Genomic DNA, 22,237 nt, shown 5'->3' with positions numbered 1-22,237 from the left:
TGTTGCAGTCCTGAACGGCTTCACCGCGCTCGCCATCCCCCTCACGGAAGCCGTGAGATAAGTCTGTTCGGGGAAAGGCCTGTTCCGACCCTCAGCCGATTTGTGCAACAGAGCCGGTCCTGACATGTGGCTTTCCCGAGCAGCCGAGAAGGAAAGCCACGCGTGGGTCGGAGCTCAGAGGGCGCGGATGGCCTCGATGGCGTCGAGGCCACCGACGACGGGAGCAAGGCTTTCCCAGACACCTTTTGCCCCCGCCTCCCAGGCGGCACGGTCCTCGGGCTGGTGAACTTTGCCCCCGGCCGCACGGGCTGTCTCCACCGATGCTGCCTCATCTGCCACGATCAGCTCGTTGAAATGGCGCGCGGACTCGACGGCGGCGGCGGTGAAGACGGTTTTCTGGTCATCGCTCAGCCCCCCCCAGAATGCGGCAGAGAAATAGATCACCCCCGCCGCCCAGATATGAGCAGTCTCGGTAAGATGCGGCACGACCTCATAGAGCTTGAAACCGGCATAGGCCGATTTCGTCAGATCCATAGCATCGACCACGCCGGTGGACAGCGCGTTATAGGTTTCCGGGATCGGGATGCCGGTCGGAACAGCGTCATAGGCTGACCAGAGCTGCGTGTGCAGCGGGCTCTGGATGACCCGGATCTTCACGCCCTGCAGCTGATCGGGGGTGGTGACAGGGGTTTTCGTAAGGAGATGGCGCGCACCGTAATTGATGAAAGCGGGCACCTCAAAGGATTGCGCGCGGAAGAGATCCTGCAGCCGCTGCCCGGGCACGCCGGATGTGGTGCGCTCAAGATGTGCGGCGTCGCGAAACAGGAAGGGCAGATCGAGGATCTGGCTCTCCGGCACCCAGCCCGAAAGCGCGGAGACAGTCGACAGACTGCCCTGGATCGAGCCAAGGCGAATGGCTTCTGCCACTTCCTTCTCGCCGCCAAGAGCCGCGTTTTTAACGAGGTTGAAGTGGAACGCGCCGGGGAGTTTCGCCTCGACCAGTTCAGCGAACTTCACCCAGACGAGGGTTTCTGGTTTGTCGTCACCAAAGAGCGAGGCGATGGTGATGGGGGTGGCGGCCCGGGCCTTGCGGGGCAAAAGCGGCGCGGCAAGAAGCCCGGCAGCGGTGGCGGTCAAAAGCAGATTGCGGCGGGTCAGGGTCATGATGCGGGTCTTTCACAAAGACATGGGAGGAGTGTCAGAAGAAGGTCGGCAGGAAGACGGCACAAAGGCAGAGCAGCGTCAGCGAGCCGATCAGAGCAATCAGGTAGGGCAGGCCCGCTGCAAACAGCGCGGGCGCGGGAACACGGGTGATGCCGGAGACGACGAAGACCAGCATGCCGACCGGTGGAGTCAGCCCTCCGATCATCAGATTGACCACAAGGATCACCCCGAAGGCCACCGGGTCAACGCCCGCAGCCGAGACCACCGGCAGCATCAGCGGCCCGAACAAAAGGATCGCCGCTCCGATATCGAGAAACAGCCCGACCAGCAGCAGGATTGTGCAGCAGGCCAGCAAAACCATGCCCGGCCCGTTCCCCAGCACTGTGGCAAAGTTCGCAATCGTGCCGGAGATATCATCAACCGCCAGCAAAAAGGCAAAGGGGCCGGCGGTGCCGATCAACAGGCCGATCGCGGCCGCTTCGGCGGCGGTCTGGCGGAAGGCCTCAAAAATGCTGGCGGGGCCCATCCGGCGCCAGAGCGCGAGGCCCAGCGTGTAAAGCGCGGCAACGCCTGCGGCCTCAGTGGTGGTGACCACGCCAAAGCGGATGCCGACGACGACGATCAGCCCCAGCCCGAAGGCTGGCATCGCGGCGATGGCCGAAGCCTTCACTTCGGCCAGTGAGGCGCGGGGCAGCTGATCGCCGGGGCGCGCGGTGGCGCGCATCGCGATGGCGAGAAAAAGTGCCATGATGAGGCCGCCGAAAATGCCACCGACCATCAGCCGGCCAACCGAGAGATTGGTTGCGGCGGCGAGGATCAGAAAGGCGATGGAGGGCGGGATCACATTGTCCAGCACTGAGGTCGAGGCCACGATGGCCCCGGCGCGCTCGGGGGAGTAGCCGCGGCGGACCAGTTCGGGGTGGAAGGTCGTTGCGCTGAAGGCGGCATTGGCGACCGACGATCCGGAGGCGCCCGAGAAGAGCACCGAAGTCATCAGCGTGGTCTGCGCGAGCCCGCCACGCCAGTGGCCGACCAGCGCGGTCGCGAACCGGACCAGCCGCCCCGCGATGCCGGAGGCTGTAAGGAGTGTGCCTGCCAGCAGAAAGAACGGAATCGCCAGCAAAAGGAACTTTGACATGCCCGCAAGCGTCGTATTGACCAGTGCAGGCTCATTGAGCATCGAGCCGAAGGGAATGGCGAGCCAGGCCGCCAGCAGGAAGGCGTGTGGTAAGGGCGCCGCCACCAGGATGCCAAAGCCGGCAATCAGCGCGGTAAGCAGGCTCGGCGGCAGGCCGATCTGAAACGACAGATGATGCGCCGCCAGCCAGACCGCCGCGACCAGGAAAACGACCGCTCCAAGCCCGGCATAATCGCCCCGTCCCAGCCGCGCCAGCGCGATCTGCGCCAGGATAAAGAGGCCTGAGGGCACGAAAAGCGCCACGCGCAGCCATTCCGGCAGGCCAAGCTCGGGCGAGATACCACCGATCTGGCGGATGATCCCGGCCGTGCCAAAGGCAATCACCAGACCGCTGAGCATGGTGATGGCGTCAGCGATCATTTCTGTCACCCGCTGGCCCGGCGGGGGGAGGGCGCGAGGCAAAAGATCAAGCCGCATCGCCAGTCCCGAATTCAGCGCCAGCGGCGCCCCAAGCGCGATCAGCGCGAGGTTCAGCCAGACCGCCAGCTCGCCCGCGCCGGAAAAGCCGGTGGAAAAGAAATAGCGCAGCACTACCGTCACTGTGACCAGCACCAGCAGGATGGCCAGCACCAGCGCACCGAGCCCGCCCAGAGCCTGTCCGATCCGGTCCCGCACCCGCAACGCGAGCCCCGGCAGGCCATCGGCCCGAAGTGTATCCACCGCAGTCATGTCCTACCTCAAAGGCGAAAACGAGGTCGGACGCAGAATACGGCTCCGCATCGACTGCACGAAATGCGAGGTTTTGGCGCGAAACTCCAGCCAGCGCGGATCGGCCTCCATCGCGGCGCGACGGCGTTCGCGGTCACCGGCGTCCGCATAGCGCCAGATATGGACCACCTCATTGACGATGCCGGTATCGGTGGTGAACCAGCCGATCAGGTCGCCCAAATGCGAGACCTGCAGTGCCATGCCCTCGGTCTCATATATGTGCAGGTAATCTTTCACATATTGCGGCCAAATCGCGTAAGAGCGTTCATCAAGGATCATCTGCCAGCCTTTGCATCCAGATCGCGGTCGAAAAGCGTCGACCATGTGTAACTTTTCGCGCGAGACTCCTCGCGGGTGACCGGCAGATGCGGCAGCACAAGCTCGCCGAAACGGTAGGCCTCCTCAAGGAGAGGCATGCCGGAGAGGATGAAGATCTCGACGCCGGCCTTTTGGTATTCCTCCAGCGTGCGGCGCACGGTTTCGGGGGATCCGACAATCGCAGAGCCGGGGCCGGGGCGCACAAGGCCGATCCCGGCCCAGAGGTTCGGCGCCACCTCGAGATCGCGCAGATTGCCGGGCTTGATGCCGCCATGCATGGCGCTCATCCGCGCCTGGCCGACAGAATCGGTGTTCGAGACGAATTTCTGGTTTGCAGCAATAGCGCGCTCATCCATCCGGTCATACATATCCTGGGCTGCGGCCCAGGCCTCTTCATCTGTGCCGCGCACGATGACATAGAGCCGGATGCCATATTGCAGTTCGCGGCCGTGTTTTGCCGCCGCCTCTTTCACCGCACGTATTTTCTCGCCGATCTGCGCCGGGGTTTCGCCCCAGGACAGGTAGGTGTCGACATGTTTTGCGGCTACATCAATTGCTTGCGGGGATGACCCGCCGAACCACAAAGGCGGCGGCTGAATCGATTGGCCAATCGGCAGCGCCAGTTTTGCTCCGACCGTGGGGAAATATTTCCCGTCCTGGGTGACACTTTCGCCGGCCATCAGCCGGTGCCAGATGGTCAGATATTCATCGGCCATCTGATATCGCTCATCATGGCTCATCGTGAGGCCATAGGCCCCCATCATCTTTGCATCACCCGAGACGACATTGAGCAAAAGCCGACCTCCGGAGAACTCCTGGAAGGTCGCAGCCATTTTCGCGAGCAGCGTCGGCGCGATCACACCAGGATGGATCGCGCAGAGGAATTTCATCCGCTCGGTATAAGGCAGAAGCGCGCCCGCCAGCACCCATACATCATGCGCGCCGGTCGCAAAAAGCGCGCCTGTATAGCCGAGGTGATCATAGGCCTGTGCCAGCTGGCGGTAATAGCCGTAATCGACTCTGCGCGAGCCCTCTGGCGTCCAGGGATAAGCGCCATCAGGCGCGCACATGTACCAGTAAACCTGCATTTTCTTTTCCGTTCAGGCAGCAAGGAACGCGCTGATCTGCAGCGCCCTGTCAAAATCGCCATGCCGCGTAAGCGTGTCGGCCTCCGCCTGCTGCTCGGCGATCAGAGTGGGATCAGCGGGCAGGATCGTCCAGTCACGCCCGGCCACCACACGGCGCCACTGCGCAAGGCTTTCGGGTTTCGCGCCCGGTCCCGCGAGGATCTGCGCTGCCCGGTCGGGATCTGCCGCGATTTCCTCGCCGAGCCTGATGAGGCGGGCGACAAAATCGCGTATTTCGGTATCGGAGAGGCCCGCATCCGCCAGGGTCCAGAAGACCGAGCGGTTCGGGATGGTCGAGCCGCAAAGCGCCAGAAGCCGCGCCTCACCCGCGCCGATCGCGCTTTCGATCTGCGGCGCCATCGCGATCCAGACATCTACCTCGCCCCGGATCAGCGCGAGGCGCGAGGCCGCAGGCGAAAGCTCAACCCGCGTGACATCGGCCAGTCCGAGCCCTGCCTGATCCAGGCTGCGGGCCAGCAGATAGGTATGGAATGAGCCGTCAATCAGCGCGACCCGGCGGCCCTTCAGATCGGCAAGGCTCTGAACTGCAGCCTCTGGTGCCACCAGCAACGCCCCATTCGCCGGACGCGGCGCCGAGGCCGCCACATAGACAACCGACAATCCCTCTGCCTGGGAGATCAGCGGGGGGGTGGAGCCTGTGCCCCCTGCCTGAAACTGCCGCGCTGAGATCAGCGTCCCGGTGTCACGCCCTTCGGGATAGGGAACGAAGGTGAAGGTTTCGGGGAAAAGACCCGGCCAACCCTGGGCCAGGCGCAGGTGAAGGTTCAGAGGGTGGACGCCGATCCGCATGCTGTTCAGGCCGTTTGCCGTAGATTACAAAATATAAAAACATATAAAGATACTCGGACATATAACTGTCAATGACCCGATTGTTCATTGAATATATTGGGAATTTATTAACTGTCTGCCGCTGCCGCGTGATATTATTTTTCTTAATTGTTATCCTTGGGCGAAAGTTTCTCACAGCGCCCTTGTCTGGCGGAGCGCTGCCCCCTAGCCTGAGACAAAGCCTCTTTCGTCAGTCATCCCTTATGAATCACAAAAGATCTCCGGCCCTGGTCTGTAAAAGTGTCGATGACGCCAGCGGATTGCTGAAGACCATCGCCAACCCGAACCGGCTCGCCATTGTCTGCCATCTGATGGAGGCGGATCGCAGCGTCGCCCAGCTGGAAGAAGACCTCGGTATAAGTCAGCCGACCCTGTCACAGCAGCTGACCTGGCTGCGCAATGCCGGAGTGATCCAGGGGCGTCGCGACGCAAGGAATGTGGTCTATGGTATAGACGACCGCCGCATCCGGGCGCTCGTTCATACATTGCGTATGCTGTTTACCGACCTTGAGGATCTCACCATGCAAAAACGCCGGGCTGTTCAGGCTGCCGCACATGAGGCGGGGCAGATCTCAGATCCGATTGACGAGGCAATGTTCGACTGAACCGCCCCAGTCACTATCAGGTCAAAGATGGACCAGCGCGGCCTTGCCATTCCGAACAGCTGCGACCGAGAGCTTGCGGTCGAAGGTGGCAAGCTGCCCGCCATGCGCGCAGGCCAGGGCCAGCAGGTAGGTGTCGGTGAGCTGCGCGGAGGTAAGGATCTTCGAGGTATCGACATGCCCCGATCCGACGAGGCTCAGATCATCTGCCCAGAAGCTGTGACCGGGCAGGGCGCGCAGCTTCTCGACAATGTCGGCAACAGCTGCGGGCGATCCCGGAGAGTTTGGATATTTCGGATTGCCGAGGATACGGATGACTCCGTTCTCTGTGATCGGGCAGGTGGCCCAGTCCTTGTTACCGGTCGCTGCAAACCAGTTATGCGCGGGATCATGGGCAACATGCGTCGGGTCAATCAGGGCGATCAGGACATTGACGTCGAGAAGGAAGGTCACGGCTGGTCGTCACGCAGCGCGTTGACCATTTCCAATGTTACCTGCGGCCCGTCACCCGGCGCTGCAAGCAGGGGAATGCCGTTGCGCATCCCGCTGGCCCTTGGGCGGTGCAGCGATCGGCGAGCAAGATCCGAAATCACTTCGCCAAGGCTGCGCTGCTGCTGCGCAGCCATCGCTTTGGCAATGGCCAGAACATCGTCATCAATCGCCAATGTGGTCCGCATTTCAGGCTCCGGTCCGGGTGCGCATCAGTCATCACGCATCATATAATCGCAATGGGCGAGTATCGCAAGACAACAGCGCCGGGGCCACATTATGGGGGCAGGCCAGGCTTTTGACGCTCTGCTGCATCACTTGGCCAAGGTCCCCCCAACAGACAAGCAAGCAGTTATAACGCTATCAGCCTGACAACGGGATCGTCCACACGATGAGCCGGCCAAGCAACGTGTGGGACAATTCCGCAATGGAAAGCTTCTTTCCCTCGCTGAAGACCGAACGCATGGCCCGCAAGGTCTAACGAACCCGAAACGAAGCGCGTGCCTACGTCTTTGGTTACATCGAGCGCTTCTGCAACCGGCGCAGGCGGTATCCGATTGGGCGCAAGGTATACCAGTCATCGTCCTGTGCAGGATGGGACTTTCTGGATAGCATGGACGGGAGCGCCGCGGCGTGCCCTGCCTGAAGAGTTCGGCAAATGGGCGTCAGCCTGCCGCCAGTTCCGCCGCTGGCCCCTGGCCGGACTGTGGGAGGATATCCTGGACGCGACCCGAACCATGCGGGGATTGCGCCCGACAAGCTCCAGATAGTCGACATCGAGCCGAGAAGTGCCACCGGTTCGAGCGAACCGGCGAGGGTGATACGCGCTCATCATCATGTGGCGGGCGCACTAAGGGGGGGCCTTCGAAAGAGGCTCTTGGCCGTTCGCGAGGTGGGTTTTCGACCAAGAGGATACTTTGCTTCTTGCGTGCTGCAACCTGCAGCATGACGGGCACCGGCCACGATGTCGAAGATCTCCTCGTTCCGGCATTCGTCGCGCAGGCTTCATCCTGTAGCGCTACGCTATCTCGATCAGCGCGCGCCTGGCGAGCTCTCTGCCTTCAGTCCATCGGCTGGGACAAAGAGCCGAGGAAAGAAAGCGCGCGCGATTTCCTGCATCTGCTTTATGTAGCGCCGCATTGTGGATCGCTTCCTGCCGTAAGCGGCTTCCCATAAAGGTCCCGCAATGCGGGATCTGACTGCGCCCGGTCATGTCAGGATGGCATCAGGCTTGCAGGGCCTCGCGCCGCCCGGAAAGGGCTTAGAAGATCAGCAGCGGGATGAAGGTCAGTCCGATCAGAACCGCACCAGGCGCCGAGGCGATTCCGAAATTCCCGTTCATGATCTGGCTGAAAATCTCCGCCGCTATGGTGATATTACCCCCCGATTGCAGGATCAGGATCGCGCCAGACAAAAGCGGAACCGTTATCATTGCGAAGGTCCGAAGCGGCCCGGCGCCGAGATTAAACGAGGCCTCTTCGGTCTCGGGCGAAAGCTGTTGCAAGGTGCTGACGCCCGAGCGCACCGAGAAAGGCAGGCGACGGATAATATAGGCGAGGATCAGGATAGAGGCGGTGCCGGTCAGCACCAGCGGCCCATTGTGATAGGTCGCGATAAGGCCGATCCCGAGCACGATCCCCGGCACGCCAAAGGAAAACATCACGAGGATATCGACCGCATTCCGCAGCCGCCGCGCCCCCCGGACGATGACACAGGCCGCAACCGTGCCCAGCAGCGCTCAGGCCAGCGTGGCCACCGTCGTAAACCACGGCGTATTGCGCAACGAAGTCCATATGATCCCCGTCAGGTAGCGGTAATTATTGGATATTATATGAAAATGACAGGTGGAGCGGTTAATCAGTAAATTTCTATAAATTAACGTCGTTTCTGAAGGTCGGATCTTTGCTTTCTCCAGCCAGCGGGTCACATGGCAAGATCTGATGTGCGACAGATTTCACTTGCCGTTGGCCGGCCTGAGGCGATCTCGGGTTGCAGGCGCGCGGGTGATCCCTGCGCTTACTTTCAAACCAGGCGTGAAGAGGTATAACCTCAATACAGATATTACACCCGCACGCGCAGACAGAACACAGGAGCAGGCCATGCCGGATCAGCTGAGGATGACTGTTGCCTGGGGTGGTGATGTCAGCCTCGCCCGCAGGCAACATCTGTTGCTGTCCGCATTCGCGAGTGACACGGAAGAGGGGGAAACGGCTGTCCATCTGCCGTCATTCAGCGGTGCAGATCTCAGGATGGTCAATCTCGAATGCGTGGTCTCCGATCTTGGAGAACAGGGCGCAGATAAGAGCGAATCCGGACCCTATTACTTCCGCGCGCGTCCTGAGATGACCCGCGTCCTTCAAAAGTTAGGGGTCGATCTGGTTGCCACTGCGAATAATCATTCCGGCGACTACGGACCCGAGGCATTGCTTGATCAGGCCTGTTGGCTTGAACTGGCAAATATAGCCCATGCAGGTTCGGGACGGGATCGCGAGGCCGCGTTTGCGCCGCGCTTTTTCCGCCGCAATGGCCTTGCGGTCGCGGTGTTCTCACTTGATGCCACCCAGGCGGAATTCGCCGCGACCGGCAACCGGCCCGGGCACGCGTTTCTGCCGCTCTCGGACCCTGCGCTCTGGCAAAGGGAAATGCAGCCGCGCATTCAGGCCGCGCGGCGCCATGCGGATGTGGTGATCGTTGCGGTGCATTGGGGTCTGAACCTGAAACCGGTTCCCGGACCTGGCGAGATAGCCGCCGGCCATGCGCTGATCCGCGCCGGAGCCGACGCCGTTCTGGGTGCCTCGGCGCATATGTTGCAGGGTATCGAGATTTTTGAAGGCCGGCCGATATTGCATGATGCCGGCAATCTCCTGTGTGATTTTTCCGAAGGGAAAGGTGACAGCGCGGTCTTCCGGCTGGAGCTTGGACCGTCAGGCGTGACGGGTATCGAAGTGATACCGGTCACCGTCGCCCCTGGGCGGGCCTCAGAGGCTGAGGGAGACGCGGCCATCTCGATCGTCGCAGATTTCGCCGAAAAATGCGCGGCCTTTGGGACCGTCACCATTCCGGGTTCGGACGGACGGCTTCAGATCCCGCTTTCTCCGCCCGGGCGCGTGCCGCAGGATGACCGCCTGACTGCGCTGCGGTCCCGCCTGGCTGCGCCGCCCGTGCCGGAAAGCGCAAGGATCGCGCCGGTCGCCATCGGACCTTTGACCCTTCACGGCGTCAGCTTCGGTCCTGAAAGGCTTACAAGTCGCAACATGCTCTGGGTGGAAACCTGGTGGAGTGCCGAAGAACCGGTCAGCCGCTGTCTGACCATCGCTTTGCATGCTGTTCCCCGCAAAAACGGCAATATGCCGGTATGGGGGCGCGGAATGGCGCATGAGCCGGGCGACTGGCGATTGCCGACGCCGCATTGGCAGCCGGGAGAAATCTATCACGAACGCTTCGGCCTGCGCCCGCCGCCGGGATCCCGGCTGGAAGACAATGTCCTCGACCTGGAAATATCGGTGTTCGACCGTCTCAAAAGGCTGGGGCGGCTGCGCACCGGTCTTACGACCACACTCTCCTTCTCGGGCAAGGTGACCAGGAACCCGGGCAGCGCCAGGCCCGCAGACCTGCCCGGATGGAGTGCCGAAGAGCTCGCCGGGTTGACCGGTGGCACCTGGATCACCCCGCCGCCGCCGGGCTGGTTCTGCCGTTCAGCTGTCGCAGGCCGGACCCATCTGGCGCTTGTGCCCGAGCCTGTGCTTTTTGCCGCCCACAGCCGTCAGGACCGCAACCGTCATGAAAGCATGACCGCAGTGTCGAAAGACAGCTGGGACAGCCACGCCTCTCTGCACAGATTACAGGATCGCCTGGCCGGCGCGCTGGTACGGGAACGGCCGCCGGGGGTGCGGCCGGAGTTTCCGCTTTTGCAGGTGGAGGATCCACTGGCGGCGTTGATGCAGATCGGTGGCGCAGCCCGTGACCGGATGCGCGGCAAGGTCGTTTGCGTGACCGGCAGTTCTGGCAAAACCACCACGGTTTCGATGCTGCAGGCCGCGCTCTCTCCTCTGATCAACTGCCGCGCAACATATGATAATTACAACACAAGGGTCGGCATTCTGGTCAATCTCGCCTCGGTCCAGCCGGAAACGGATGCGGTGATCCTGGAAACGGCTCTCAGCGCGATCAATTCCACGGGTCAGGCCCATATCCGCCGGGTTGCGCCCGATATTGCCGTGATTACCAACATCACCACCGCCCATCTGCGCGAGGGAGAGACCACCGGCGATATCGCTCGCAAGAAATCGAATATTTTTCTGGGGATGCAGCCTGGAAAGAGTGCAGTGATCTGGAGCGGCAGCGACCATTTCGATGAGATGGCCGAACGCGCCAGAGAGGCCGCGCTGAAACTGGTCACTTTTGGCGCAGCGGATGGCTCGGATTTCCGGCTCCTGTCTTACGATCCCGCACGGCGACTGCTCGAGGCACAGACCCCGCATGGCCAACTGACTTACCGGATCGGTGCCAGCGGCGTTCATATGGCGCTCAACAGCCTTGCCTCCCTGGCAGTGGCGGCAGAGATGTCGCTTGATCTCGTGAAAGTGGCCGAAGGGTTTGAAACATTCCGCCCGCTTGCGGGGCGTGGTGAGACCCACAGCCTGTCGATCGGTGCGATCAGGTTCCATCTGCAGGATGAGGCCTATAATGCCAATCCCCTGTCCATGCGCGCAGCCCTCCAAAGCTTTGCCGCCGCTCATGCATCCGCTGAAAAAACGCTTATTCTCGGCGACATGCTTGAACTCGGCGAACAAAGCCCCCGGCTGCACGCAGAACTTCTGTCGGATATCCTGTCGCTGAAACCGCGCCGGGTCATGCTGGTCGGCGCATATATGAGCGCCCTCGGCCCGGCTCTGCACAATGCCGGGATAGCAGCCGAAACCGCCGCAGATGTCAGTGCCGTCTTTGATCGTTTGCCAGGGTACATCTCTCATCAGGGCGCACTTCTGATCAAGGCATCAAACGGTGTCGGCTTGTGGAAACTCGTGGATCACCTGACCAAAGCGGGAGACGATATGCGCTCTTCCGCGGAAAGCTGACAGTGACGTGAGATGCGATCTGAGGTTTGCTGGTCTCCAACGACGAGGAGATCAGGGATCATACACCCCGGGGGCCCGGCAATCAGGTCAGTTGCGGTCCAGCGAGGGGTCTGATAGCGCGCGCGCGATCCAGTCCAACAGGCGGCGCTGGACCCAGGGGTTGCTTTTGAACGTGGCGTGATCGTCGTTTGGCGCAATCAGCATGTCATAGCACTTACCCGCTTTGGTCAGTGCTGCTGCAAGTTGCAGGCTGAGCGCGGGCAGCACGTTTTCATCCATATCGCCAAGGCCGATCAGCAGCTTTCCTTCCAACGCATGGGCCAGACGGGCATTGCAGGCGCTGTCATAGCTTGTGCTGCCATCGGGGTTGCGGATCAGCGGGCCCTGCCATTTTTCCGGCCAGCAGCGGTTATAGCCGGTCAGATCATGGCTGCCTGCGGTGGAAACGGCCGCGCGGTAGGTGCCGGGATGGGCGAGGATCGCACGTGCTGCAGCATGGCCACCGGCGGAATGACCCATGATCCCGATGCGGGACAGGTCCAGCCAGGGGCGGTTTCTGGCCAGCTGCGGATAGGCGGCGACGTGGTCCGAGAGGAACCCCGGATCACTCAGATTGCCATGGCAGAGATCGTGAAACGCCTTTGATCGCCACGGCGTGCCGCGCCCGTCCATCATCAGAACCGCGATACCGAGCGCAGTAGCGGCATGAACCATCGCGAGCTTTGCGACCTCGTCATGCGGCAGTGCCGAGCGCGGGGTCTGAATGCATTGCGGGCCGGGATAGACGATGTCGAGCAGCGGACAGCGTTGATCCGCTGCCATGTTCACCGGGCGCCAGAGCATCCCGAACAGCCGCGTCTCGCCATCGGCGGCCAGCAATTCGACCCGTTCCGGTGTGACCAGATCAAGATCGGAACTGCCGCTTTCCAGGACCGTCACAACCGTGTGGTCCGCGATGCGCAAAAGCCGGGTCTCGCCCAGATCGCCGGCGGGCGCGCTGGTCACGACGATATGCGCCAGATCGGGTGAGAGGGGGCGGGGAACAGGACCCGCACCTGCCTCGATCAGCTCGGCCCAGCCCAGCTCGCGCAGGAAGGGCGCATGGTCTGCCGCTTCCGGCGTCAGCACCCGCATCGTGTCATGATCGAGGCCTGAGATACAGATACGCCGCGCATAGGGATCGTGGCTGTTCTCACCGCTGCCGGCGAGGAAAATCACCTCGCGACTGACCGGGTTCACCGCGAGGACCTCGATCACCGGCCAGTCACCTGCCGTGATCTGCCGGATCACCGCCCCGGTGCTGAGGCGGCAGAGGTAGAGATGCGCATATCCGTCGCGTTGCGAGAACCAGATCAGTTCATCCGTGGCATCCAGCAGACGGATATTCGGCATGCCGCCATAGGCCATATGGATGTCGGCAAACCGCGCGGATGTCTCTGAGATCACCCGGCGGGCGGTGCCGGTTTCAGCGTCGGTTTCTATCAGGGTGATCTCGCGCTCATGGCGGTCATGCTCCAGCCAGAAGATGCGGGTGCAGTCGCGGCTCCACCAGGCTTCGCGTTTCTCAAGGCCGGAGGTCTCGGTCACATCTGCCGGGCCACATGGGACAATGCGCCCGCTGTCGACCTCAATCACCGCCTGATGCGCGATGGGCAGGGCTTCATCACCTGCAAAAGCATTGCGCAATTCATGCAGGATCGGACCCGGGCCACCATCTTCGGCGACGTTCTGCACCAGAGCGATCCGGCGCACGGCACGCTCATCCAGCTGATAGGTGAAAATCCTGCGCGAATCCGGTGACCAGAGCGCGACGGGCGGCAGTAGGATCCCTCTGCGCTGCAGATGTACCGTCTCAAGGCTCTGATCCGGCGATTTTGCCCATTCGAAATGCGGCTCTGCGGTATCGGTCAGCCGCCGTGACGTGCCACCCGCTGCCGGGCGCAGCCAGAGATCGCCCGCTTCGCGGTAAAGTACCCATTGGCCATCCGGGGACAGGCTTTCGTCATCGGCATTGGGGCGGGTCGCGAGCGGGGTCAGCTGACCTTGTGCGAAACGCCAGCGATCCCGTCCCGAGGCGAGGGTGACCGCACCATCCGCGACCTCAAGGATCATCAGCGCCGCGAAAGCGGCGTCATCCTGCAATGCATCGCGCAAAGCTGCATGGTCGAAAGCGGGCCTGCGCGCGCCGGTAACTGTCACCAGCACATATTCCGGCAGCCCCGTCGTCTCACGCCGATACCAGAAGCGACCCGTGTCCAGCCAGTAAGGTGCCACTGTCAGGTTGCGGCAGGCGGCGCGAAAAGCGGCGGGCAGGCGGGATTCGGCCTCGGGGGGCAGACGCAGATCAGCAGATTCAGGCATTTACGGAGGCTTCCATCGGGAAATGGCAGGTATAGCTGACAGGACCTTCCTCGCGCAGCGACGGCGGTGTGCTGCGGCACAGGTCCCGCACAAAGGGGCAGCGGCTGTGGAATTCGCAACCCTTCGGGCGCCGCACAAGGCCGGGCACTTCACCCTTCAGGTAAAGCCGCGTCTTGCGGGCCTCGGGGTCGATGATCGGATTGGCCGAAAGCAGCGCCGCCGTATAGGGGTGGTGCGGATGAGCGAAAACCGGCGCGGTGTCGCCGGTTTCGACAAAGCGGCCGAGATACATGATCGCCATCCGGTCGGCGATATGGCGCACGATGTTGAGATTATGGGTGATGATCAGCAAAGAGAGCCCCAGCCTTGTGCGCAGATCATTCAGCAGATTCAGCACCTCGCTTTGCACCGAGACGTCAAGGCCTGCGGTGGGCTCATCCGCGATCACAAGGCGCGGTTTCAGGGCCAGGGCACGTGCCACCCCAACGCGCCGCGCCTGGCCGCCGGAAAGCTCATGCGGGCGGCGTTCGGCGATGGTGGCGGGCAGGCCGACAAGGCGCAAAAGACGCTCCACCTCGCCTTCGGGGTATTGGATTCCATGGATGGCAAAGGGTTCGCGCAACAGTGCCCGCACCGTCAGGCGCGGGCTGAGCGAGCTGACCGCGTCCTGAAAGATGAATGCGATATCGCGGCGGATCTGCCGCCCGGAGGTGTTGAGGGGGGCGCCGTCAAAACGGATTTCGCCCGAGACGAGGCCGCCCAGCCCGGCAATCGCGCGGGCCAGTGTGGTCTTGCCAGAACCGCTTTCGCCGACAAGCGCCATGGTTTCGCCCCGGGCGAGGTCAAAGCTGACCCCGGCGACGATCTGCAACTGGCCTGCGCCGCGGAATTTGGCCATCAGCCCGCCGACCGGGTAAGAAACGTCGAGATTGCGCACGGAAAGAAGCGGAGTCATGCGGAAATCTCCAGCCTTGGGGCCAGCGGGTAATGGCAGCGCACCAGATCGGACTGGCCGGCCTTATGATCGGCGGGATGGCCGGTCGTGCAGGTCTCATCCGCGCGCGGGCAGCGCGAAGCAAAGATGCAGCCCGGCAGCGGCGCGGTCAGATCCGGCAGATTGCCGCCGATAGAGGGCAGATGCCGCATCGGCTTGGCGATCTGCGCCGGGTCGCAGGCAAAGAGCAGCTGCGTATAGGGATGGCGCGGGTCCTGGAAGACGGCCCCGGTCGCACCGCTTTCGACAATCTCGCCCGCATACATGATGTCGATACGATCACAGAGTTCAGCCACCACCCCCAGATGGTGGGTAATGAAAAGTACCGCGCAGCCGATTTCGGACTGCAGCTCGCGCAAGAGGTCAATCGTGGCGATTTCCAGCGTGGCGTCCAATGCCGTGGTCGGCTCATCCGCAACCAGAAGCGCAGGCTTTGCCATCAACGCCATGGCAATCGCCACACGCTGACGCATTCCGCCCGAAAACTCATGCGGATAGCGGTCGATCCGGCTTTCGGGGTCCGGGATGCGCACGCGGGCCAGCATCTCGATGGCGCGGGCGCGTTTTTCGCGGCGGCTGCGTTTGCTGCGGTGCTGGATGTCGATCATCTGCCGCCCGATGGTCAGAACCGGGTTCAGTGCGGTCATCGGGTCCTGGAAGACGACGGAAATCCTGTCACCCAAAAGTCCCCGCATCTGTCTGGCGGAAAGGCCGGTCAGATCCTGTCCCTCGAACCGGATTGAACCTGACCTGATCTGCGCAGCCCCCGGCAAGAGGCCCAGAATGGCCTGCATCAGTGTCGATTTTCCCGAACCGCTTTCGCCCACCAGCCCGACGATCTCGCCTTTGCCGATGGACAGGTTCACATCGCGCAGCGCCTTCAGCTCGCCTACGGGGATGTCGTAGGAAAGGGTCAGACCGCTGACCGTCAGGACCGGATCGCTGGCATCCCGGGACATGATCACCTCTTTGCCAGTTTCGGATCAAACGTGTCGCGCAGCGCCTCGCCAAGGAAGGTGAAGCCAAGCGCGGTGATGACGATGGGCAGACCACCGGCCACAACCATCCAGATGCTGTCGCGGATATAGGAGAACCCATCGAACAGGATGGTGCCCCAGGACGGCGTCGGCGGGCGTACCCCAAGGCCCAGGAAGCTGAGCCCGGCCTCGATCCCGACCACGATCGGGATATCCATCGCCGCAAGGATCAGCAGCGGGCCGATGATATTCGGGACAACATGCAGGCTTGCGACGCGCAGGAAACCGGCACCAAGGGCGCGTTCTGCCTCGATAAATTCGGCATTCCTCAGCGCAAGGACCTGGGTGCGCACGATCCGCGCATAGGTGGGGCCATTGACCAGCACCACAACCAGCACCACCGCCCAGAGGCTTGGCCCGGTCCATGTGATCAGGACCAGTGCCAGCATGACGGTGGGCACGCTTTTCATCGCATCCATCAGCAAAAGCAGGATACTGTCCAGCCAGCGCGGCCCGAACCCCGCCAATACGCCGAAGAGCAGCCCGACCAGCAGTGACGCCGCCGTCGCCCCGATGGAAATCACCAGCGCAATCCGCGCACCATACAGCATGCGGGTGAAAAGATCGCGGCCCAGATTGTCGGTGCCCAGCCAGTGTTCGGCCCCGGGCGCGGCGAAACGTACCATCGGGTTCAGCTTGACCGGGTCATGCGGCAAAAGCCCCGCCGCAAGGGCGGCGAGCACCGTCACCACGATCAGCCCGAGCCCAAGCGCCCCCAGAGGGTCACTGACAAGGCGACGCATGGCGCCTCTGGCTTTGCGCGGCTTTTTCACCACAACTGCGGCGGCGGGATCAACGGCTGACGACATTGCGCACCCTCGGGTCAAGGAAGGCGATCAGCAGATCGGCAATCAGGTTAACAAGGACGAAGAAGCCGGTGGTCACCAAGAGAGTGCCGACCACGATGGGATAATTCCGCGCTGCGATGGAATCGTAGACCAGCTTGCCGATGCCGGGGCGGCCAAAGACGATTTCGGCAAAGACCGCGCCGGACAGCATCTGGCCGATCCCCATGCCAAGGACGGTGATCGTCGGCAAAAGCGCGATGCGCAGCACGTAGTCAAACATGATCCGCCGCTCCGACAGACCAAAGGCGCGGGCGGTGCGGATATGGTTTTCGCCCATCACCTCCAGCATCGAGGCGCGCAGGATCCGTGCGATATAGCCGATCCAGGCCAGCCCGAGCGCGACCGAGGGCAGGACCAGCCGGTGCAGCCGGTCGGCAAAGCCCTCGCCCGCGCCGATGGCGGGGAACCAGGACAGGTGGATGGCAAAGATCAGCAGGAGATAGATCGCGATCACGAAAGACGGCACCGCCATGACCGAGACCGACAGGACCGAGGTCACCCGGTCAAAAAGGCTGCCGCGATGCGTGGCGGACATCACGCCCAGCCAGATGCCGGGCACCACTGCGACCACCATCGCACCGGCGACGAGGTAAAGCGTATCGGGAAGCTGCGCGAGGATGATCCGTGCAACCGGCACACCCGATATGGCATCACTGCCCAGATCCCCCTGCAAAATGGTGCTGAAAAACCGCCAGATCTGCACGAGAACCGGCTGATCCAGCCCCATTTTCACGCGATAAGCCTCGACCATGGCCTCGCTTGCGCGCGGGCCAAGCGCGGTTCTGACCGCGTCACCGGGAATGGCATGCATCATCGCAAACAGGGCTGCGATCACGGTGAGGACCACCGCGACCGACAGAAGGATGCGCCTGGCAAGATAGCTGAGCATCGCGGGAAATCAGGCCTTTGTGAAACGCGACAGGATCGGCCAGCCATCGGGCCGCATCGCGGGCATGACGCCCGCGGCGGTCAGGGTGCCGATCGGCTCGAAGGTCAGGAAGACGAAATCGCCCGATTCTTCCATCAGCTCCTGCATGCGGATATACATCGCGCCCCGCTTTTCCGTGTCCAGCTCGGTCGAGGCCTCCTGGTTCAGGCGGTCGAATTCCTCGTTGCTGAACCGCTGCCAGTTCCAGACGCCAACCTGCTCCGATGTGAACCAGGCGGTGGCCCAGCTGGGATCGGGCTGCATGGTGAAGCTGAAGAGGAAGAGCTGCAGGCTCTTCCACTGATCGCCATCGGCCTCGATACCGAGGCTCCAGAAGCTGCCGCTTTCATATTGGTCAATCTGCACGGTGACGCCGATATCGGCGAGCAGTGCCTGGATAATCTGGGCTGCGGCCAGATCTTCGGCGGTCTGCTGGATTGAAAGCGTGACATTGAGGTTCGGCACCCCGGCCTCGGCCAGCAGGCTGCGGGCAAGATCGGGGTCGTAATTATAGGTGTTTTCCGCGCGGTGCCCCGCAAGGCCCGGCGCGATGATTCCGGCGGCGGGCGAGGCGGCCCCCAGATAGGCGGCCTCGACCACCGCATCGCGGGCGATCCCGTGCTGGATGGCGCGGCGCACTTTCTGATCTGTCAGGTCGGCATTGGCCTCATTCATGCCAAGCCAGTAATAGTTCAGCGCCGTAAACTCATCAAAGCGCCCGCCATTCGGTGCGGCAGCGGCAAAGCGAGGGATCGACGAGATCGAGGTCTGCGCATGATCCAGATCGCCCGCTTCAAAGCCCAGCTCGGCGGTCTTGGGGTCTTCGATCGGGATCAGGACCAGCTCATCGAATACGACATCGAACAGCGTGAAATCGGGGTTCTTTTCCAGAACCAGCCGGGTGCGCGGCTGCCATTCGCGGATGCGGTAGGGGCCAGAGGTCACCGGCGGCTCGGTCGAGAACTGACCACCCGCCGCCTCAATCGCGGCTTTGGGCAGGATGATGCCGCTGGTTGCGGGCAGGGTGGTGGTGAACAAGGGTGCGAAGGGCGATTTCAGCACGATGGTGCCGCTATAGCGACCGGTCACTTCGACATGATCCAGCTGCGCCCAATCCGCCGCATAGGGCGATTGCACTGCCGGATCCGCGATACGTTCCCAGGAGAATTTGGCATCCTCGGCGGTCATTTCGCCATATTCGCCGGAATAGAGGATGCCCTCATTCAGCTCAAAGCCGATATGGGTGTCATCGATCACATTCAACGCTTTCAGCGCCAGTGGCAGAGCGTTGAACTCACTTGTGCCGGTCTCGAACTGCATCGCGAAGGCGAAGATGCATTCCATCACCAGCGCATCCGAGCCCGAAGTCCAGAAGGCCGGATCGAGATTCGAGATATCGGCATAAAGCCTTGCGCGAAGACGACCGCCTTCCGTGCTGACCTGGGCCAAAGCCGGATGGCCGCGCAGGGCAAGCCCCGCCGCCCCGAGCGCAAGTGATGAGGCGATAAAACCACGGCGCGATACGCCGGTCATCTCTTTCACAGTCATTGTTCCGGTCCCTTCCTGTCCCGCATCCTGAGGATGCCTTTTTATCGAATTGTCCGCAGCTTAAAGCCTGCGCACGGAATCCTGGTGATGGCGGTCAAAGACCAGCCTTTCGCCCTCCCAGGCCTGGATGCGCTGAACGATGTGGAAATCTTCCGCATCGCCCCAGAGACTGGTCAGAACGCGACTGCGGGTCTGCCAGTCCCCCCGGCCAAGGCTGCGATCCCAGGTGATATCGACCCTCGCGCTGGCGGGGTCGCCGTCCCGGATCGACCAGATTTCCTCGATCTTCGATCCGGTGGTCAGGCCGTGGGTCAGATCTTCGGTCAGCGGTGTGGTGCCGGAGATGATGATCCGGGTTTCGCCGGTCCCCGGGTCGGTCTCGACATGTTTCGATTCGAGTGTTTCCGAATGGTATTTCAGCGCCAGAGGCGGGGCGCCGGTCGGTTCAGGGAAGCTGATCTCGTCACCTGTCGCCAGCGGGCGCAGCGGCAGCGAGAGGCTGCCCCCCGAGATCGTCACCGTCAGAGGCTCGGGTTCGGGCCAGATGAAGGGCCAGTAGCTGGTCGAAACAGCAATCCGCAGCCGGTGGCCTTCGGGCAGGCGGTAGGCGATCTGGTCCAGATCCAGCGTGACCTCTGTGAGCTGGCCCGGGACGAGATCCTTCATCGCCTCGAACCCTTCACGGTGGCGCAGGTTCAGGACGCCCATCGTGATCAGAGCCGAACTGCCATCGGGACGCAGATCGCAAAGCCGCACGGCGATTTGTCCGCGATGCTGATCGGCGCTGAGCGTCAGGTTGACACGCGGTGCACCGACAATGTCGCAGGTGTCACTCAGCATGTCCGAGTCAAAACAGGCCGAAAGCGCGTCATCACCCTGCTGGTCATCGGGCAATTCACCCGGGCCGAAGCCAAAGGGGAAATACTCCCCCGTCGCCATCCCGACCGCGGTCGAGGGTCGCGCGTTCTGCACGAAGGCGGGGGCAGGGGTGTCGCCCAGCCGGGCCTCGCCAAGGTGGAAGATGCGTGGCGTGATCCGGGGCGAAGGCCATTCTGCCTCGGTAATCCAGCGTCCGGGACGATGCCCGAAAGAGGTTGCGGGCTTTACGCTGTCCATCAGCCAGGCGGTATAGGCCGGAGCCCTGTCGGCGCCGTTCCCGATGCCTTTCAGCCAGTGATCCCACCAGGCCAGCGCCTCCTGCAAAAAGCCGATCCGGGGTCCGGGCACCGCCATATGCGGATATTTGTGGTTCCAGGGGCCCATCAGCGCGCGGACTGGTGCGGTCAGATTGGCCGCGAGATGAGCAGGGGTGTTGCGATAGCCGTCATGCCAGCCGCCAATGGCAAAGACTGCCGCCGTGATCGCATCATAATCCTCGCAGACCGAGCCATGTTTCCAATAGGCATCGCGGTTCTGATGTTCGTGCCAGGTCTGCGCAAGGAAGGGCATTTTCTCCAGCCGGTTCAGCCAGATATCGCGCCAGGCCTCGCCTGCCAGCGCCGGGTCCGGCGGTGGCGAGAACCAGGAAGCCGCCGTCGCCGCCCAGCCGATATTCTCACCCAGAAGGCAGCCGCCCTTGAAATGGATGTCATCGGCAAAGCGGTCGGTGGTCGAGCAAAGCGTGATGATCGCCTTCAGCGCGGGCGCGCGATTGGCCGCAGCCTGCAGCGAATTGAAGCCGCCCCAGGAAATCCCCATCATGCCGACATTGCCCGAGCACCAGTCCTGACGCGAGATCCAGTCGATCACATCCAGCGCGTCCTGCATCTCCTGGGGCGAATATTCGTCGTCAAACAGACCCTCGGATTCGCCACAGCCGCGCATATCGACGCGCAGGCAGGCGTAACCCCGAGCGGCAAACCAGGGATGGGTGATCTGGTCGCGCTCTGCGGTGCCATCGCGTTTGCGATAGGGCAGAAATTCGAGGATCGCCGGAACCGGCTGCGCCATGGCATTCTCCGGGATCCAGCTGCGCGCCGAGAGCCTGGTGCCATCGGGGAGATTGATCGCCATATCGACGGTTTCATGGATCACGGTCATGCCCGGCACTCTTCCCTGGTTATTCCGGCCTCGCAGCGAAGCACTGCCGCGCAGAATGAGGGTTGAGGACTGCTTGCCAATTGCGCGGATTTATATCAATTTGTTCTGGTTTACGCGAATAGATGCAAAGGAGCGTAAAATGTCCGTGCTGTCAGCGCGCATCGGCGAGAATTTTTCCCGCAATTTGCGAAATCTTTGTGCAACCAGGGTGTCAGTCTCGCTGATCTGCCGGGAAATCGGCATCAACCGGCAGCAATTTGACCGCTATCTTACCGGCTCCGCCATGCCCTCGGCGCATAACCTGCGCCGTATCGCGGCCTATTTCGCGCTGAGCGAAAAGGAACTCCTCTCGCCCCGCCTTGAGGATTCGCGCAGCGGGCCTGGCCTCGATCCGCAATCCTCTTTCGCAGCCGCCTTGCGCCCCGAGCCGGGCGAACTGGCATTGCTGCGGCACTATCTGGGCTTCTATCATTATTATTTCCTGACCCCGTCATGGCCCGGTCAGGTGCAATGCGGCCTTTTGCAGCTTTACGAGCGCGATCATCGGGTGCTGACCCGCTATGTCGGTCGCGTCGAGAATCCTGATTATGGCAGGATCACCCGGTCGCGTTTTGACGGCCATGCTGTGCTGCGGGGCGACCGGATCTTCATTCTGGAACATGCGCGCGGTCCGGTGGATGGATTTGGCCAGACAATTCTCTATGCCGCGCATCGCCACCAGGCCAATTACCTGACCGGCATGGCGTCCGGGATCGGCTGGCATCCCCATCGCGGACCCTTTGCATCGCGGCTGATCATCCGTCGATTGCGGATGACGCTCTCGCTGCGCGAGGCCCTGGCGCAATGCGGGCTTTTCCGGGTCGATGGCAGCAATCTCGACCCGATTGTCCGGAACTTCTTCAGTTCCGGCGAAAACATGTTGATGACGGGTTGAGCAGCTGCCCTATG

18 protein-coding genes and 2 pseudogenes are annotated in these 22,237 nt (G+C 62.3%); 5 read left to right on the top strand and 15 right to left on the bottom strand.

Annotation, left to right across the window (positions count from 1 at the left end; translation table 11 throughout):
• Positions 1–174 precede the first annotated feature (174 nt).
• Genes M3484_RS15800 through M3484_RS15780 form a run of 5 tightly spaced genes read right to left on the bottom strand, consistent with a single transcriptional unit; the run spans position 175 to position 5,325 of the window.
• On the bottom strand, positions 175–1,164 hold the full coding sequence (locus M3484_RS15800; RefSeq protein WP_249497735.1) for a TRAP transporter substrate-binding protein: 990 nt from the start codon (positions 1,162–1,164) through the stop codon (positions 175–177).
• Positions 1,165–1,198: 34 nt separating this feature from the next.
• Positions 1,199–3,031: a TRAP transporter large permease gene (locus M3484_RS15795; RefSeq protein WP_249497733.1), complete on the bottom strand. Its 1,833-nt coding sequence runs from the start codon at positions 3,029–3,031 to the stop codon at positions 1,199–1,201.
• Between the two features lie 3 nt (positions 3,032–3,034).
• Positions 3,035–3,349 (bottom strand): NIPSNAP family protein, encoded by a 315-nt coding sequence (locus tag M3484_RS15790; RefSeq protein WP_249497727.1) that lies wholly within the window; start codon positions 3,347–3,349, stop codon positions 3,035–3,037.
• Positions 3,346–4,476, bottom strand: a complete 1,131-nt coding sequence (locus M3484_RS15785; RefSeq protein ID WP_249497725.1) for an LLM class flavin-dependent oxidoreductase — start codon at positions 4,474–4,476, stop codon at positions 3,346–3,348. Before M3484_RS15785 ends, M3484_RS15790 begins: the two co-directional genes overlap by 4 nt.
• A gap of 12 nt (positions 4,477–4,488) precedes the next feature.
• The gene (locus tag M3484_RS15780) at positions 4,489–5,325 is read right to left on the bottom strand and encodes an ABC transporter substrate-binding protein (protein WP_249497716.1); all 837 of its coding nucleotides are present in this window, start codon (positions 5,323–5,325) and stop codon (positions 4,489–4,491) included.
• A gap of 299 nt (positions 5,326–5,624) precedes the next feature.
• Here M3484_RS15780 and M3484_RS15775 point away from each other — a divergent pair, with 299 nt between their 5' ends.
• Positions 5,625–5,969, top strand: a complete 345-nt coding sequence (locus M3484_RS15775; protein WP_249497714.1) for an ArsR/SmtB family transcription factor — start codon at positions 5,625–5,627, stop codon at positions 5,967–5,969.
• A gap of 21 nt (positions 5,970–5,990) precedes the next feature.
• Here the strand turns inward: M3484_RS15775 and M3484_RS15770 are convergent, their stop codons facing one another.
• Positions 5,991–6,419, bottom strand: coding sequence for a TA system VapC family ribonuclease toxin (locus tag M3484_RS15770; RefSeq protein ID WP_249497712.1), 429 nt, complete (start codon positions 6,417–6,419; stop codon positions 5,991–5,993).
• Entirely contained in the window at positions 6,416–6,643 is a 228-nt protein-coding gene (locus tag M3484_RS15765) for a hypothetical protein (protein ID WP_249497709.1), read from the bottom strand. The genes M3484_RS15770 and M3484_RS15765 overlap by 4 nt, the downstream gene beginning before the upstream one ends.
• 182 nt (positions 6,644–6,825) lie before the next feature.
• On the opposite strand from M3484_RS15765, the pseudogene M3484_RS24035 reads away from it, so the two are divergent.
• Positions 6,826–7,008 (top strand): annotated as a pseudogene (locus M3484_RS24035) (IS3 family transposase); the annotation flags it as partial.
• A pseudogene (locus M3484_RS15755) lies at positions 6,956–7,364 on the top strand (transposase); the annotation flags it as partial. The pseudogenes M3484_RS24035 and M3484_RS15755, both read left to right, overlap by 53 nt.
• A gap of 352 nt (positions 7,365–7,716) precedes the next feature.
• Here M3484_RS15755 and M3484_RS15750 read toward each other — a convergent pair.
• Complete coding sequence (locus M3484_RS15750; RefSeq protein WP_249497707.1) at positions 7,717–8,118, bottom strand: ABC transporter permease family protein; 402 nt, start codon at positions 8,116–8,118, stop codon at positions 7,717–7,719.
• Between the two features lie 436 nt (positions 8,119–8,554).
• Here M3484_RS15750 and M3484_RS15745 point away from each other — a divergent pair, with 436 nt between their 5' ends.
• Positions 8,555–11,533, top strand: a complete 2,979-nt coding sequence (locus M3484_RS15745) for a CapA family protein (RefSeq protein ID WP_249497705.1) — start codon at positions 8,555–8,557, stop codon at positions 11,531–11,533.
• An 87-nt stretch (positions 11,534–11,620) separates the two neighbouring features.
• On the opposite strand, the gene M3484_RS15740 is transcribed toward M3484_RS15745, so the two are convergent.
• Genes M3484_RS15740 through M3484_RS15710 form a run of 7 tightly spaced genes read right to left on the bottom strand, consistent with a single transcriptional unit; the run spans position 11,621 to position 21,289 of the window.
• A complete protein-coding gene (locus tag M3484_RS15740; RefSeq protein ID WP_249497703.1) occupies positions 11,621–13,894 on the bottom strand; it encodes a S9 family peptidase in 2,274 nt (757 codons plus the stop codon).
• Positions 13,887–14,849 (bottom strand): oligopeptide/dipeptide ABC transporter ATP-binding protein, encoded by a 963-nt coding sequence (locus M3484_RS15735; protein WP_249497701.1) that lies wholly within the window; start codon positions 14,847–14,849, stop codon positions 13,887–13,889. Before M3484_RS15735 ends, M3484_RS15740 begins: the two co-directional genes overlap by 8 nt.
• Positions 14,846–15,847 (bottom strand): ABC transporter ATP-binding protein, encoded by a 1,002-nt coding sequence (locus tag M3484_RS15730; RefSeq protein ID WP_249497699.1) that lies wholly within the window; start codon positions 15,845–15,847, stop codon positions 14,846–14,848. The genes M3484_RS15735 and M3484_RS15730 overlap by 4 nt, the downstream gene beginning before the upstream one ends.
• Before the next feature lie 2 nt (positions 15,848–15,849).
• Positions 15,850–16,734 carry an ABC transporter permease gene (locus tag M3484_RS15725; RefSeq protein WP_249497697.1) on the bottom strand — a complete coding sequence of 295 codons (885 nt, stop codon included), beginning with the start codon at positions 16,732–16,734 and terminating at the stop codon, positions 15,850–15,852.
• Positions 16,718–17,662: an ABC transporter permease gene (locus M3484_RS15720; protein ID WP_092904200.1), complete on the bottom strand. Its 945-nt coding sequence runs from the start codon at positions 17,660–17,662 to the stop codon at positions 16,718–16,720. The genes M3484_RS15725 and M3484_RS15720 overlap by 17 nt, the downstream gene beginning before the upstream one ends.
• A gap of 9 nt (positions 17,663–17,671) precedes the next feature.
• Complete coding sequence (locus M3484_RS15715) at positions 17,672–19,249, bottom strand: ABC transporter substrate-binding protein (protein ID WP_092904202.1); 1,578 nt, start codon at positions 19,247–19,249, stop codon at positions 17,672–17,674.
• A gap of 60 nt (positions 19,250–19,309) precedes the next feature.
• Positions 19,310–21,289 (bottom strand): CocE/NonD family hydrolase, encoded by a 1,980-nt coding sequence (locus M3484_RS15710; RefSeq protein WP_249497689.1) that lies wholly within the window; start codon positions 21,287–21,289, stop codon positions 19,310–19,312.
• Between the two features lie 139 nt (positions 21,290–21,428).
• Between M3484_RS15710 and M3484_RS15705 the strand changes: the two genes are divergently transcribed.
• A complete protein-coding gene (locus tag M3484_RS15705; RefSeq protein WP_249497682.1) occupies positions 21,429–22,223 on the top strand; it encodes a helix-turn-helix domain-containing protein in 795 nt (264 codons plus the stop codon).
• Positions 22,224–22,237: the final 14 nt, after the last annotated feature.

Origin of the sequence: Pseudomonas sp. GX19020, assembly GCF_023371075.1 — a bacterium.
Classification (GTDB): Bacteria; Pseudomonadota; Alphaproteobacteria; order Rhodobacterales; family Rhodobacteraceae; genus Pseudogemmobacter.
Note: the sequence above shows the minus strand (reverse complement) of the source record. Positions and strands in the feature narration are given on the sequence as shown.